Origin of the sequence: Microbispora rosea, assembly GCF_900156315.1 — a bacterium.
Taxonomy (GTDB): Bacteria; Actinomycetota; Actinomycetes; order Streptosporangiales; family Streptosporangiaceae; genus Microbispora; species Microbispora rosea.
On the sequence record NZ_FTNI01000034.1, the window covers coordinates 1 to 13,453 of the forward strand.

Consider the following 13,453-nt stretch of genomic DNA (forward strand, 5'->3'; position numbering starts at 1 on the left):
CTGCGACAAGGGCTACGACCCCGTACGCAACACCTTCACCCAGTCCTACGGCTCCCGCGAACTGGACGCCGCACTCCTCCAGATCCCCATCGTCGGCTTCCTCCCCCCCGACGACCCCCGCGTCATCGGCACCGTCGAAGCCATCGAACGCGAACTCATGACCGACGGCTTCGTCCTGCGCTACCCCCTCGCCGAAGACAACCCCGTCGATGGCCTCCCCGGCCGCGAAGGCGCCTTCCTCGCCTGCAGCTTCTGGCTCGCCGAAGCCCGCGCAATGATCGGCCGCCACAACGACGCCGTCGAACTCTTCCAACACCTCATCGCCCTCACCAACGACGTCGGCCTCCTCGCCGAGGAATACGACCCCACAACAGACCGCCAACTCGGCAACTTCCCCCAAGCCTTCAGCCACATCCACCTGATCCGTACGGCCCGGGCGCTGACCCGCTACGCCGGGCGGTAGCCGAGGCTCCTGGCGCACTCCCGGAACCCGAGCGACCGGTAGAGCCGGGCGGGCGCCGGATAGGCGTCGTCGCCGCGCGGGCTCACCACCGCCCGCCGTGCGCCCGCCCGCCGCGCCGCATCCAGCGCGGCCAGGCAGACGGCCCGCGCGAGGCCGCGCCCGCGGTGGCCCGGCGCGGTGCCGGCCGGCTCGATCCGGGCGGCCCGGTTGGCCTCGTCCAGCCACACCAGGCAGAACGCCGCGGCGCTCCCGTCCGGCGCCTCGGCGATCCAGTCCAGGTCCGGCCGATACGGCCAGGCCCGCCGGACCGCTTGGTAGCTCTCCTCGGTCACGCGCGACGGGTGGAACGCCGCCCGGTGCGCGGCGGCGCGTCGCGGGACGTCGGCGTCGCCCACCGCGCGCAGGCGGTATCCGGCGGGCGGGCGCGGGGCGGGCAGGCCGTCGTCCAAGTCCATGACCATGTGCAGGAAGAAGGGCCCGTCGCCGGCACGCCGATAGCCGTGCCGTTCGAGCGCCGGGAACAGGTGCGTCTCGGTGCTGGAGACCGTGACCGAACGGACCTGCCCGGGCGCTGTCGCGGGCACCGTCGCCGCGAACCAGCCCAGGACCTCGCCGGCCAGCGCGGGGTGGCGCGGGTCGGCCGCCAGACCGAGGTGGCCGGAATCGGCCCATCCCCAGGCCGCGGTCGCGTCACCGGCGTCCCAGAGCATGGTCGGCCACTCGTGCTCCCTGCCCGTGTGCTGGAAGCGTTCCCACGCCAGGTCGCCGACGTGCCAGGTCGCCCCGGGCGACCACAACCGGGCGGCGAGGTGCTGCATCGCCCGCAGGTCGTCCGCCCCGGCGTACGGTCTGCGGTCGAAGCGCGCGGTCGTCATGCCGGCCAGTCTCACCCCGGCCGGCGTCCCCCCGCACGCGATTTCCGGTGCGGCTACTTCCGGCGCGGCTACTTCTGGCCGGCGATGCGGGCGAGGAGCCGGGCGAACTCCGGCGGCGGCGCGACGACCAGCCTGGTCTGCCCGTCGTGGCTGATGAGGTCGGCCTGGATGCGGGTCAGCTTGCCCCTGCGCCACCAGTACACGTGGGGGCTCAGCCCGTCGGCCCGGCCGGCGTGCTCCCGGTGGGCGAAGATGCGCAGGCGCTCGATCGCGCGGACCACGCCGATGCCGGCCACCGGGTGCACCGCGACCATCCCCCGGTGCGGCAGCACGGCGAGCATGCCGTCCTCGGGCACGTCCATGTACGCCGTCAGGCGGCGCAGGTGGGCCGCCGCGCTGGGCGCGGTCAGCAGCGACACCTCGGTCCCGGCGAGGTCGAGCCGCGACACGGTGGGCCGCTCGTCGGTCAGGGCGTTGCCGACGGCCACGTCGAGCGCCTCGGCCGGCGGGATGGGCCAGCAGAAGGCCTCCTCCGGCCGCACCGGACGGGCGCCGACGGTCAGCACCTCGATCAGGTCGGCGCTGAGGTGGCGGCCGATGATCCGGGAGGGGTCGGGGAAGGCCGGGTCGTCGGCGGCGTGGACCCGCGTGCGCAGCAGCGGCTTGATGGGCGTGAGGTTGCAGGCGTCGAACGGCTCGCCCGACACGGCGTGCGCCAGGTGCTCGGAGACCAGCATCGGCCAGTCCTCGCGGGCACGGCGACCGGCCTCCCGGCGCAGGCCGACGAGGTTCACCTCCCGCTCACGCTCGGGCGAGGTCAGCCGCAGGAAGGTGCCGTCGGCCGCGAACGCGCAGGTATAGCCCATGGTCTCGGCGACCAGGGCCAGCAGGGAGTCGAGATCGACGTCCTCGACAGCTCTCGGGGCGGGATGGTCCGGCCGCGTCCGGCTGAGCAGTCGCCGCAAGAGTCCCAACGCACCATCCCTTCGCCGCCGCCCGGATGCCTCCGGGGCGGGTCTCAGGTTGCCGCGTCCGAGTCGCGGAACATGCCCAGGAGAGAACACGATTCGGCAACAATAGCCACATTCGTCTCCAACCACACACTCATCTGTGGTGTGCCGTGGCCCACAGGCAGCCCCGCCAGCACCGGGACGCCCAGCGGGGCCAGGCGTTCGGCCAGCATGGGCAGCGGGTCGCCGCAGTCCACCCACGATCCCAGCACGATGCCCGCCGCCCCGTCGAGACACCCGGCCTGCAGTAGTTGCGTCACCATGCGGTCGATCCGGTACGGCTCCTCGGTGACGTCCTCCAGCAGCACGATGCGGCCCCGCCCGCGCAGCGCGTACGGCGTGCCGCACAGGGCGGCGAGCAGGGCGAGGTTGCCTCCCGTGAGCGGGCCCTCGGCCCGGCCCGGCACGATCACCCGGTCGCCCGTGACCGGCGCGGGCGTGCCGCCCTCGAACAGGGCCTCCCGCAGGTGGGCGAAGGTGGCCGGCTCGGGCCCCTCCGGGCCGCCGATCGTCGCCGTCGCCGGCATCGGCCCGAACAGCGTCGCCAGGCCCAGCCGGTCGGCGAAGGCCCGGTGCAGCGCGGTGATGTCGCTCGACCCGAGCAGGATCTTCGGACCGGCCGCCGCCATGGCGTCCCAGTCCAGCAGCCCGAGCAGCCGGGTGGTGCCGTAGCCGCCCCTGGCGCAGACGACCGCCGCCACCCCGGGATCGCACCACGCGTCCTGGAGGTCGGCCGCCCGCGCGGCGTCCGGCCCGGCCAGGTAGCCCTCCCGCGCGAGGATCGACGCCCCGTGCACGACCCGCAGCCCGAGCCCGGTCAGGAGCTCGGTGCCGTGCTCGAGCAGTACGGGGTCGACGGGACCGGCCGGCGCGACCAGCGCGACGGTGTCACCCGGCCGCAGCCGCCGCGGCAGGCTCCGGACCGTTACCGAGGCGTCACCGCCCGCCCCGCCCGGGAAGCGCTCGCTCACCCTTCAAAGGGTGTCAGACTTAGCGGTATCTATGCGACCTCCGACGCACATCCTCGTGGTCAACGGTGTCAAGGTCCGCCGTCCGGTGTTCGTTGTCGCGGCGCCGCACTCCGGCGTGGACCTGCTGGGCCGTGCCCTCAAGCGCTCGCCCGGCTTCCACGTGACCATGGGCAGGGGCCCGGTGGCCCGGGTCGTCTACGCCTTCGCCAGGAGGCCGTCGATCGCCCGCAGCGGCGGCGCCCCGCAGGTGCTGCGCGACGTGCTCGCGGAGGCGTGGCAGGTGGTCCCGGCGGCGTGCGCGGAGTGCACGGCCACCTGCCGGGAGGCGGGCGGCATCGTCGGGGCGGGGCCCTGCGTCGGGCCGGGCTCGCTGTCCCGGTTCGGCGACGCCAGCCCCGACCTGCTCTACAGCGCGCCGGTGCTGCTGCAGGCATTCCCCGACGCCCGGCTCATCCAGATCATCCGCGACGGCCGTGACGTCGTCGCCGACATGCTCGCCGACCCCGCCTGCATGACCTGGGTCAAGCCCCACATGCTGAGCGAGGACGCCGAGTTTCCCAATCCGTTCCTCGGCGTGCGCTCGGCCGAGCACCGCGAGCGCTGGGCCGCGATGCCGCCCGCGGGCAAGTGCGCCCTGCGCTGGCGCGGCGCCGTACGGCTGAGCGCCGCCCTGCGCCACGAGCTGCCCGCCGAGCACCTGCTCACCCTGCGGTACGAGGACGTGGTGGCCTCGCCGGGAGACGCGATCGACGCGGTGTCGTCGTTCCTGGAGGCCAAGATCTCCACGATCGCGCTGTACGGCGCGGCGATCCCCCGGCCGGGGAGCTGGCGCAGGCGGCTGCCGGCCGAGGACGCCGAGCTCGTGGAGAAGGTGGCCAGGGAGGAGCTCGCCCGCCTCGGCTACCGCTGAGCCGTCATCCCACAGCCCGCCGTGGGCCTCAGGAACCGCTCTGCCCTGACGCGGTGAACTGGGTGCGGTACAGCTCGGCGTAGGCGCCGCCCCGCTCCAGCAGCTCCTCGTGCCGGCCGCGCTCGACGACCCGGCCGTCCTCGACCACCAGGATCGTGTCGGCCTCGCGGATGGTCGACAACCGGTGGGCGATCACCAGCGACGTCCTCCCGCGCAGCGCGGTCTTCAGCGCCTGCTGCACCGCGGCCTCGGATTCGGAGTCCAGGTGGGCGGTGGCCTCGTCCAGCACCACCACCCGCGGCGCCTTCAGCAGGAGCCGGGCCAGGGCGATGCGCTGTTTCTCCCCTCCGGAAAGCCGGTAGCCGCGGTCGCCGACGACCGTCTCCAGCTCCTCCGGCAGGTTCTTGACCAGGTCGGCGATCTGGGCCGCGCGCAGGGCCTCCCAGACCTCCTCGTCGGTCGCCTCCGGACGGGCGTAGCGGAGGTTGCTGCCGATCGTGTCGTGGAACAGGTGGGCGTCCTGCATGACCACTCCCACCGTGTCCCTGATGCCGTCCAGGGTGGCGTCGCGGACGTCCATGCCGTTGATCCGGACGGCCCCCTCGTCCACGTCGTACAGCCGGGACACCAGTGAGGTGATGGTCGTCTTGCCCGCGCCCGAGTGGCCGACGAGCGCCACCAGCTCGCCCGGGTGCGCGGTGAACGACACGCCCTTGAGCACCTCCTGGGAGGGCCCGGTGTCCGGGCGGGCCACCGACTCCAGCGATGCCAGCGAGACATCGGAGGCGGCCGGGTAGCGGAAGCGGACGTCGTCGAACTCGATCGTGACCGGCCCCTCGGGGACCGGCCGCGCATCCGGCTTCTCGGCGACCATCGGCTTGAGGTCGAGCACCTCGAAGACCCGGTCGAAGCTCACCAGCGCGGTCATCACGTCCACGTGGACGTTCGACAGGCTGGTCAGCGGGCCGTACAGGCGCATGAGCAGGGACGACTGGGCGACCAGGGTGCCGAGCGCGAAGGCCCCGGAGATCGCCAGCACGCCGCCGAGGCCGTAGACGAGCGCGGTCGCCAGCGCGGCGACCAGGCCGAGCGCGATGCGGAACACCGTGCCGTACATGGCGACGATCACGCCCACGTCGCGGACCCGGCCCGCGCGCTCCGCGAAGTGGAGCGCCTCGTCGTCCGGCCTGCCGTACAGCTTGGCGACCATGGCCCCGGCCACGTTGAACCGCTCGGTCATCACCGAGCTCATCTCGGCGTCGAGCTGCATCTGCTCGCGGGTCAGCGCGGACATCCGGCGGCCGACCCACTTCGCCGGGAAGATGAAGATCGGCAACAGGACCAGCGCGACCAGCGTGACCTGCCACGACAGCACGAGCATGGTGCCGAGCACCATGACCAGGCTGATGACGTTGGACACCACCGACGACAGCGTGCTGGTGATGGCCCGCTGCGCTCCGATGACGTCGGTGTTCAGGCGGGAGACCAGTGCGCCGGTCTGGGCCCGCATGAAGAACGCGACCGGCATGCGCTGCACGTGGTCGAAGACCTCGGTGCGCAGGTTGTAGATCAGGCCCTCGCCGATGCGTGAGGAATACCACCGCTGCAGCAGGCCGAGCCCGGCGTCCAGCACCGCGAGCCCCGCGATCGCCACGGCGAGCCACACCACCACGTCGACCCGCTTGGGGGTGATGCCGTAATCGATGATCGCCTTCATCAGCAGCGGGTTGGCGACCACGATGACCGCGTCGACCACGACCAGCGCGAGGAAACCGGCGATCTGGGCGCGGAACGGCCGGGCGTAGCCGGCGATGCGCCGGACGGTCCCCGGCGCGATCCGCTCCTTCGTCACGGAGCTGTCACGCCGTAAGGACCGCATCACCTGGAAGCCGTAGCCCCCGTTCATCATCGACATATGCCGTACATCCTCCCAGCCGTGCAGCAGTGGGAGGACTCCCCCGATTCCGCCGTCAGCTCGAAGCGAACAGCACGTATCCGTTCGCCTCGGACATCGACCCTAGTTCGCCCGGAGCAGTGCCCATGAGCCCGGCCTGAACACTGCCCATAAGTCCGCCCCGAACACCGCCCATCAGCTCGGCTCGAACAGCGCCCTTCAGCTCGGCCTGAGCGGCGCCCTTCAGCTCGCCCCGAACAGCGCCCGGATGCGCGCCACCTGCTCGACCCGCTCGGCGGCGGCCTGCTCCTCCAGCGTGCGCCCCGGCGCGGCCTGCAGCAGCCTCTTGGTGGCGGCCGCGGCGGCGCGGTCGGTCGCCAGCAGCGCGGCGGCCAGATCCTGCACGGCCTGGGCCAGCTCGGACGTGGGCACCGCGATCTCGGCCAGGCCGAGCCGTACGGCCTCGGCGGCCCCCACGGTGCGCGCGGTCAGGCACATCTCGATGGCCCGGGGAACCCCCACGATGTCGGCCAGGGGCTTGGTCCCGGTCAGGTCGGGAACCAGCCCCAGCGCGGGCTCCTTCATGCAGAACTTCACGTCGTCGGCGACGACACGCAGGTCGCACGCGAGTGCGAGCTGGAAGCCCGCCCCGATCGCATGGCCCTGCACGGCCGCGATCGACACGATCTCCGGCCTGCGCAGCCACAGGAAGCCCTTCTGGGCCTCCGCGATCCGCTGCTCGAACTCGGTGTCGCCGAGCGTCGCGGCGCTCGCGAACGATTCCTGCCCGGGCACCCCCTCGGGCGTGAACATGCGCAGGTCGATTCCGGCTGAGAAGGACGGCCCCTCGCCTTTGACCACGACCACTCTCACCTGCTCCGGAAGGGTTTCCCCGATCCGGGCCAGGGCCGACCACATCGCGAACGTCTGAGCGTTGCGCTTGTCCGGCCGGTCCAAAGTGACGGTCGCGATCTCGCCGTCCACCTCGAAGCGCAGTCCGACCCCGGCCGGCTCGGCCGCCGAGATCGTCGACACATCGGAGCCCTCGCCCCTCCCACGGGCGTGCTCCAGATTCCCCCCCATTGCCGCTTCCGCCATGCCCTGCTCCTGCGTCCGGTGCGGAGCGACGTCGCCTCGCACGGCCGGTCCGGTGCGGCGCACCGTCCGTGCCGGGCGTCCGCCCTCCTGTTCATCCCGCGGTCGCGCCCGAGCTTACCGAATATCGTTCTGGCGAGTCGGACGCGACCGCTCCTCCTTGCAGGAACGAGCGGCTGCGGTCGCGCGTCTTGAGGTGGATCTCTAGCGCTTGGACTTGCCCCGGGTCGCGCCGCCGCGCCCGCGCAGAGTCACCCCGGACTCGCTCAGGATGCGGTGGATGAACCCGTACGACCGGCCGGTGGAAGCAGCCAGAGCGCGGATGCTCTCACCCGCGGAATAGCGCTTCTTGAGATCAGCGGCCAGCTTTTCCCGGTCGGCCCCGGTCACCCGGGTGCCCTTCTTCAGAGTCTCGGCCACGAGTACCTCCTGTAGTGCCAGACTTCCGCAGCGTTACCTCAGCCCATGATCAGTCATTTCGACGGGATCGGCTACCTACTCCGCGGGAAAAGATCCCTACCCGCTCAAATTAAGATCAGGCAAGCGCCACAAGATCGGAAAATTCGTCGCTCCATGCGTCTTCTACTCCGTCTGGCAACAGAATCACCCTATCCGGCTTCAGCGCCTCCACCGCCCCCTCGTCGTGCGTGACCAGCACAATCGCGCCCGTGTAGGAGCCGAGGGCGGTCAGCACCTGGTCGCGGGAGGCCGGATCGAGGTTGTTGGTGGGCTCGTCGAGCAGCAGCACGTTGGCACTCGACAGCACCAGCGTCGCGAGGGCGAGACGGGTCTTCTCGCCGCCGGACAGGACCCCCGCGGGCTTGTCCACGTCGTCGCCGGTGAACAGGAACGACCCCAGCACCTTGCGCAGGTCGACGTCGGCCAGGTCGGGCCCGGCCGACCGCATGTTCTCCAGGACCGTGCGTCCGGAGTCGAGCGTCTCGTGCTCCTGCGCGTAGTAGCCGAGCTTGAGCCCGTGGCCCGGCATGACCTCGCCGGTGTCGGGCTTCTCGATGCCCGCGAACAGGCGCAGCAGGGTGGTCTTGCCCGCGCCGTTCAGGCCCAGGATGACGATCCGGGAGCCCCGGTCGACCGCGGCGTCGACGTCGGTGAACACCTCCAGCGAGCCGTACGACTTGGACAGGCCGCGGGCCGTCAGCGGGGTCTTCCCGCAGGGCGCGGGGTCGGGGAAGCGCAGCTTGGCGACGCGGTCGGAGCGCCGCTCCCCCTCGACGCCGGACAGCAGCCGCCGGGCGCGCCGCTCCATGTCCTGGGCCGCCTTGGCCTTGGTGGCCTTCGCCCGCATGCGGTCGGCCTGGGACAGCAGCGCGGACGCCTGCCGCTCGGCGTTGGCCCGCTCGCGCTTGCGCCGCTTCTCGTCGGTCTCCCGCTGGGCGAGGTAGGCCTTCCAGCCAACGTTGTAGGTGTCGATCACGCAGCGGTTGGCGTCGAGATGGAGCACCCGGTTTACCGTCGCATCAAGAAGGTTTACGTCATGGCTGATGATCACCAAGCCGCCCTGGTGCGAGCGCAAAAACTCACGAAGCCAGCCGATCGAGTCCGCATCGAGGTGGTTTGTCGGCTCGTCAAGCAGGAGAGTCTCCGCTCCGGAGAACAGAATGCGGGCCAGCTCGACCCGTCGTCGCTGACCACCGGACAGGGTCGCCAGCGGCTGGCCGAGGACGCGGTCGGGCAGCCCGAGGCTCGATGCGATCGAGGCCGCCTCCGACTCCGCCGCGTAGCCGCCGAGGACGTGCAGGCGGTCCTCCAGGCGGCCGTAGGCGCGCACCGCCCGGTCGCGCACGCGCTGGTCGTCGGCCGCCATCCCGGTCTCGGCCTCGCGCAGTTCGCGGAGCACCTCGTCGAGGCCGCGGGCCGACAGGATCCGGTCGCGCGCCAGCACGCTCAGGTCGCCGGTGCGGGGGTCCTGCGGCAGGTAGCCGACGCTGCCGGAGATCGTGACCGTGCCCGCGGCGGGCAGACCCTCTCCCGCCAGGACCTTGGTGAGGGTGGTCTTGCCGGCCCCGTTGCGGCCGACCAGGCCGATCTTGTCGCCGGGGTTCACCCGGAACGAGGCGCCCTCGATGAGCAGGCGCGAGCCGGCGCGAAGTTCGATGTCTGTTGCGATGATCATGATTTAGGGGACACTCCCGTGGGTGATGAGGTCAGGATCGGCATCGGGAGCGATCAATCGGGAGTGCGCATGGGCTCAAGTGTAGTGCCGCCCCGTCCGTCAGCGCCTGCGCCGAAACCCCGGCCCGTGCCCCTCCGTCGCGCGGCCGGTCAGGGGTCGAGCAGGCGGACGCGTACCGCGCGGAAGAGCGCGGGCGCGCCCTCCAGGACCGCCGGCCGGGGGTCGGGGACGGTGAGGAAGGGGCCGGACTCCAGGGCGAACAGCGGCGCGAGGCGCCGGTCGCGCCTGATCTCGTCGATCGAGCGCCGGTCCCCGCCGAGCACGACGGCCTCCAGATCCGCGAGCCTCGGCAGGAGCACCCGGGCGGCCACGTCGGCGGCGGCCCGCAGCGCCTCGGCCGACTGCTTGTCCCTGCGCCGGGCGAAGCGCTGCTGCGACCATCCGCCCGCCGCGCTGCGCCCGTGGACCTGACGCGAGCCGGCCTTGCCCGTGACGAGGCGGGCGCCGGTGAAGACGCCGGCGGCGTGCCCGCCGAGCCGGGCCAGCAGCACGCCGACGGTCCGCTCCCGGCATACGTGGGCCACCAGCGCCGCCGCGGCCGGGGGAAGCCGGAACTCACCCTCGTCTCCGTTGTCGTCCCCGCCGTCGCTCTCGTCCCCGCGGGAGGGGCGCAGCGGCGGGAACGGCACCTGGCACTCGGCGACCGCGCCGTCGGCGGCGTCGAGACGGACCAGGCCGGGCAGGACGACGGCCTCGATCGCGCCGTGCCGCTCGGCGAAACGCGCGATCCATCCGGCGAGCCGCTCGGGGGCGACCGAGATCCGTCTGCCGCCTCCCGCGGCCGGCCCTGCCGTCATGGCTGATCAGGCTACCCGGACACCCGTCTGTAGGATTCCGTCCAACTGACAGGGAAATATAGGTGAATTTCCCCCCGCGAACGGCAACACCGCAGCTCGGGTGTCCCAGAATTCAATCGTGTCGCTCCCCGTCCACCCGGCGGCGCCGCCCGCCGCGACCTCTCAACGCGTCCCGGCGCCCGGCGCGGCCCCGGCGACCCCGTTCCCCCCGGACAGCGGGTGGGAACATCCGACGGCCGACGTCGCGCGGGAGCACGACCCGGCCACCATGGTGCGGAGATACACCCCCGCGGCCCCCGCCCAGCCATACGACCAGCGCGCGCACGCGCCCTCCGCGTCCGGCCTCCCCGGCCCGGCCGCCCCGGTCTTCCTCCCGGTGGTCGATCTCGACACCGGCGGCGCCGTGGCCGTCGAGGTGATCAGCGAGGGCGCCTCCTACGGCGGCCCGGGCATGGCGAGCACGGTGAACGGTCTGCTGGCCGCCGCCCGCGAGGAGGCCCTGCTGCCGCTGGTCCTGCCGATCTCCGCCGCCGCCGTGGCCGGCGGCTCGGCCGGCCTCGCGTCGCTGCACGAGGCCATGCGCGTGTGCAACCGGCGTCCCCGCGAGGTCATCCTCGTGATCGAGGGCGGCTCCGCGTCCGTGGAGCGCACCGCCCTGCTGTCCGGGATCGACGGGCTGCGGGCGGTGGGTTACCTCATCGCGTTCGGCGGGATCGGCACCGCCGCGCTGCCTCTCGACCTGCTCGCCGACGCCTCGCCGTACATGATCGCGCTGTCCCCCGACGTGGTGGCACGAGGGCCGCGCGATCCCCGGCGCGGCGCGCTCGCGGAGTCGCTGGTCCGGCTCGCGCGCGGCGTCGGCGCGCACGTGCTCGCCCCGGGCGTGCGGGACGAGACACAGCTCGCGGCCGTACGCGGCTGGGGGATCCGGCTCGCGCAGGGTCCCCTGCTCGCGCCGTTCGACTGGCGGCCCTCCCACGGGTACAACCGGGTCCACGTGCCGCTGCCGGTGCCGGAGGCGACCGCCGCCACCGCGTCGCTGGGCCCCAGGGTGCAGGAGCTCCTGCTCCCCGCGGTCACGCTGCCGGCCGAGTCGACGGCCGAGGAGGTGGTCGCCGTGCTGAGCGCCGAGCCCTCGATCACGAGCGTGATCCTGGTGGACGAATACCAGCGGCCGCAGGGCAGCATCGACCGCAGCCGGTTCCTGCTCTTCATGGCCGGGGCGTACGGCCACGCGCTGCACGCGAAGAAGGCGGCCGGCCGCCTGGCGGACACGGCGAAGATCGTGGCGAAGACGACCCCGGTGATCGCGGCCATGCAGGTGGCGGGGCGGGACAACACCCGCGTGTACGACGACCTCGTGGTGGTCGACGAAGTCGGCAGGTGCATGGGCGTGGTGCGGGTCGGCGACCTGCTGCGGCACGCCGCCGACCTCCAGTCGCGGTCGGCCCGCTGAGCCCGCCTCGCGGTCAGAGCCAGCCCTGCGCCTGGGCCTTCTGGACGGCCTCGATCCGGTTGCGCGCGCCGGTCTTGTGGATGGCCGCCGACAGGTAGTTGCGCACCGTGCCCTCCGACAGGTGCAGCCGCAGCGCGATGTCGTTGATCGTCGAGCCGTCCGCGGCGGCGGACAGCACGTCGCGCTCGCGCGGCGACAGGGGGTTCGGCCCGGCGCTGAGCGCGGCGGCGGCCAGTCCCGGATCGATCACGCGCTCGCCCCGCAGCACCCGCCTGATCGCGGCGGCGAGTTCGCTCGCCGGGCTGTCCTTCACCAGGAAGGCCACCGCCCCCGCCTCCATCGCGCGGCGCAGGTAGCCGGGCCTGCCGAAGGTCGTGAGGATCACCACCCGGCACCCGGGGACCCGGCGGCGCAGCTCCTCGGCCGCAGAGATCCCGTCCCTGCCGGGCATCTCGATGTCGAGCAGCGCGACGTCCGGCTTGGTCGCCTCGGCGACGCCGATCACCTCGTCGCCGTCCGACGCCTCTCCGACCACCTCGATGTCGGGCTCCAGGCCGAGCAGGGAGGCGAGCGCTCCCCGCACCATGCTCTGGTCTTCCGCCAGCACGACCCTGATCACTGGCCCAACCTATCCGCGATCACCTCGGCCGTACGGTCCAGGGGCGGCGGAACCGCCACCCGCACCCTGAACCCATGCTTGCCGGCCTCGACCTTCAGGCTCCCGCCCGCCGCACGCACCCGCTCGCCGAGCCCGGTGAGGCCGTTGCCCGGCTCGTACGCGCCGCCGCCGTTGTCGGCGATCTCCAGCACCGCGCCCTCCTCGCCGTACGACACGTCGATCTCGCAGCGGGTGGCCCCGGAATGCCGGACCACGTTGGTGGTGGCCTCGCGCACGGCCCAGGCGAACAGGCCGTCGAGGTCCTCGGGCAGCGGGGTGCCGCGGGTGCGCACGGTGAGGGCGACGTCGGCGGCGCCCAGCGCCGACCTGGCGCCGTCGATCTCCTCCGACAGGCGGCGCCGGCGGTATTCGCTGACGGCCTCGCGCACCTGGGCCAGCGCCTGCCGCGCCACCGACTCGATGTCCGCCACCTCTCCGGCGGCCTTCTTCGAGCCCTGCTCGCCCAGGCGGCGGGCCAGCTCGCTCTTGAGCACGATGAGCGAGAGGCTGTGTCCCAGCAGGTCGTGCAGGTCCCTGGCGATCCGCAGCCGCTCCTCCGTGGCGGCCAGCCTGGCGACCTCGCTCTGCGCCTGCCTGAGCTGGACGACGAGGACGCGGGTGTTGCGGACGCTCACGAACAGCACGCCGAGCGTGATGATCTGCAGCACGAGCGCCCACACCGTGCCGTCGTCGGCGCCCATGACCTTGCCCTCGGCGAGGACGAGCCCGGCCATCGCCGCGATCCCCAGCAGGGCGCGGCGGGGCTGCAGGCCCATCGCGTAGACGACCACCATGTAGACCAGCAGGGTCAGCCAGGAGGGGCTCCGGAAGATCAACGGGAAGACGGCCGCCATCGTCGTCACGACGCCGAGCAGGGGGAACATCCACCGGGGGTGGTGATCGAGATCGCGCGGCCCCAGCACGACCGCCAGGTAGACGGCCACGAAGGCCGCGAGCGCGCCCATCCACCAGACCGCCCGCGCGCCGCTCACGGTGCCGTCGATCACCTCGGACACCGGGTAGAAGAGGTAGATCAGGCCCAGCGACATGCCCATCAGGCGCCTCAGGCGGGAGGGACGCTCGTCGATCCCGCCGAAGGTGAACACGTTGGCCAGCCGGCTCATCCCGCT

At 72.7% G+C, this 13,453-nt stretch carries 13 protein-coding genes; 3 read left to right on the forward strand and 10 right to left on the reverse strand.

Features of this window, described 5'->3' with window-relative positions:
* The coding region (locus tag BXA11_RS34585) for a glycoside hydrolase family 15 protein (protein WP_143734693.1) at positions 1–463 on the forward strand (463 nt) is incomplete at its 5' end.
* On the opposite strand, the gene BXA11_RS34590 is transcribed toward BXA11_RS34585, so the two are convergent.
* From BXA11_RS34590 to BXA11_RS34600, 3 genes are all read right to left on the reverse strand, one after another.
* A complete protein-coding gene (locus BXA11_RS34590) occupies positions 448–1,338 on the reverse strand; it encodes a GNAT family N-acetyltransferase (protein WP_076441397.1) in 891 nt (296 codons plus the stop codon). The two genes, BXA11_RS34585 and BXA11_RS34590, sit on opposite strands and share 16 nt — an antisense overlap.
* A gap of 68 nt (positions 1,339–1,406) precedes the next feature.
* Positions 1,407–2,312 (reverse strand): hypothetical protein, encoded by a 906-nt coding sequence (locus tag BXA11_RS34595; RefSeq protein ID WP_239104982.1) that lies wholly within the window; start codon positions 2,310–2,312, stop codon positions 1,407–1,409.
* Positions 2,313–2,356: 44 nt separating this feature from the next.
* Positions 2,357–3,319, reverse strand: a complete 963-nt coding sequence (locus tag BXA11_RS34600; RefSeq protein ID WP_083744792.1) for a S66 peptidase family protein — start codon at positions 3,317–3,319, stop codon at positions 2,357–2,359.
* A 31-nt stretch (positions 3,320–3,350) separates the two neighbouring features.
* Here BXA11_RS34600 and BXA11_RS34605 point away from each other — a divergent pair, with 31 nt between their 5' ends.
* Complete coding sequence (locus tag BXA11_RS34605) at positions 3,351–4,229, forward strand: sulfotransferase family protein (protein ID WP_076441399.1); 879 nt, start codon at positions 3,351–3,353, stop codon at positions 4,227–4,229.
* A 28-nt stretch (positions 4,230–4,257) separates the two neighbouring features.
* Here the strand turns inward: BXA11_RS34605 and BXA11_RS34610 are convergent, their stop codons facing one another.
* From BXA11_RS34610 to BXA11_RS34630, 5 genes are all read right to left on the reverse strand, one after another.
* Positions 4,258–6,144 carry an ABC transporter ATP-binding protein gene (locus BXA11_RS34610; RefSeq protein ID WP_076441401.1) on the reverse strand — a complete coding sequence of 629 codons (1,887 nt, stop codon included), beginning with the start codon at positions 6,142–6,144 and terminating at the stop codon, positions 4,258–4,260.
* A gap of 222 nt (positions 6,145–6,366) precedes the next feature.
* Complete coding sequence (locus BXA11_RS34615) at positions 6,367–7,221, reverse strand: enoyl-CoA hydratase/isomerase family protein (RefSeq protein ID WP_083744798.1); 855 nt, start codon at positions 7,219–7,221, stop codon at positions 6,367–6,369.
* A gap of 201 nt (positions 7,222–7,422) precedes the next feature.
* Positions 7,423–7,638 (reverse strand): helix-turn-helix domain-containing protein, encoded by a 216-nt coding sequence (locus tag BXA11_RS34620; RefSeq protein ID WP_030507271.1) that lies wholly within the window; start codon positions 7,636–7,638, stop codon positions 7,423–7,425.
* 115 nt (positions 7,639–7,753) lie between these two features.
* Positions 7,754–9,352, reverse strand: coding sequence for an ABC-F family ATP-binding cassette domain-containing protein (locus tag BXA11_RS34625; RefSeq protein ID WP_030507272.1), 1,599 nt, complete (start codon positions 9,350–9,352; stop codon positions 7,754–7,756).
* Positions 9,353–9,501: 149 nt separating this feature from the next.
* On the reverse strand, positions 9,502–10,209 hold the full coding sequence (locus tag BXA11_RS34630) for an acVLRF1 family peptidyl-tRNA hydrolase (protein ID WP_076441404.1): 708 nt from the start codon (positions 10,207–10,209) through the stop codon (positions 9,502–9,504).
* A 118-nt stretch (positions 10,210–10,327) separates the two neighbouring features.
* Here BXA11_RS34630 and BXA11_RS34635 point away from each other — a divergent pair, with 118 nt between their 5' ends.
* On the forward strand, positions 10,328–11,665 hold the full coding sequence (locus BXA11_RS34635; RefSeq protein WP_239104981.1) for an EAL domain-containing protein: 1,338 nt from the start codon (positions 10,328–10,330) through the stop codon (positions 11,663–11,665).
* A gap of 13 nt (positions 11,666–11,678) precedes the next feature.
* Here the strand turns inward: BXA11_RS34635 and BXA11_RS34640 are convergent, their stop codons facing one another.
* Both BXA11_RS34640 and BXA11_RS34645 read right to left on the reverse strand, forming a co-directional pair.
* Positions 11,679–12,284, reverse strand: coding sequence for a response regulator transcription factor (locus tag BXA11_RS34640; protein ID WP_030507275.1), 606 nt, complete (start codon positions 12,282–12,284; stop codon positions 11,679–11,681).
* Complete coding sequence (locus BXA11_RS34645) at positions 12,281–13,447, reverse strand: sensor histidine kinase (RefSeq protein ID WP_076441406.1); 1,167 nt, start codon at positions 13,445–13,447, stop codon at positions 12,281–12,283. The genes BXA11_RS34640 and BXA11_RS34645 overlap by 4 nt, the downstream gene beginning before the upstream one ends.
* Between the last annotated feature and the right edge of the window lie 6 nt (positions 13,448–13,453).

Bases quoted from the DNA above. Each gene is read 5' to 3' on its own strand.
- BXA11_RS34590 (WP_076441397.1), bottom strand. From the start codon at position 1,338: ATGACGACCGCGCGCTTCGACCGCAGACCGTACGCCGGGGCGGACGAC.
- BXA11_RS34605 (WP_076441399.1), top strand. From the start codon at position 3,351: ATGCGACCTCCGACGCACATCCTCGTGGTCAACGGTGTCAAGGTCCGC.
- BXA11_RS34610 (WP_076441401.1), bottom strand. From the start codon at position 6,144: ATGTCGATGATGAACGGGGGCTACGGCTTCCAGGTGATGCGGTCCTTA.
- BXA11_RS34615 (WP_083744798.1), bottom strand. From the start codon at position 7,221: ATGGCGGAAGCGGCAATGGGGGGGAATCTGGAGCACGCCCGTGGGAGG.
- BXA11_RS34625 (WP_030507272.1), bottom strand. From the start codon at position 9,352: ATGATCATCGCAACAGACATCGAACTTCGCGCCGGCTCGCGCCTGCTC.
- BXA11_RS34630 (WP_076441404.1), bottom strand. From the start codon at position 10,209: ATGACGGCAGGGCCGGCCGCGGGAGGCGGCAGACGGATCTCGGTCGCC.
- BXA11_RS34645 (WP_076441406.1), bottom strand. From the start codon at position 13,447: ATGAGCCGGCTGGCCAACGTGTTCACCTTCGGCGGGATCGACGAGCGT.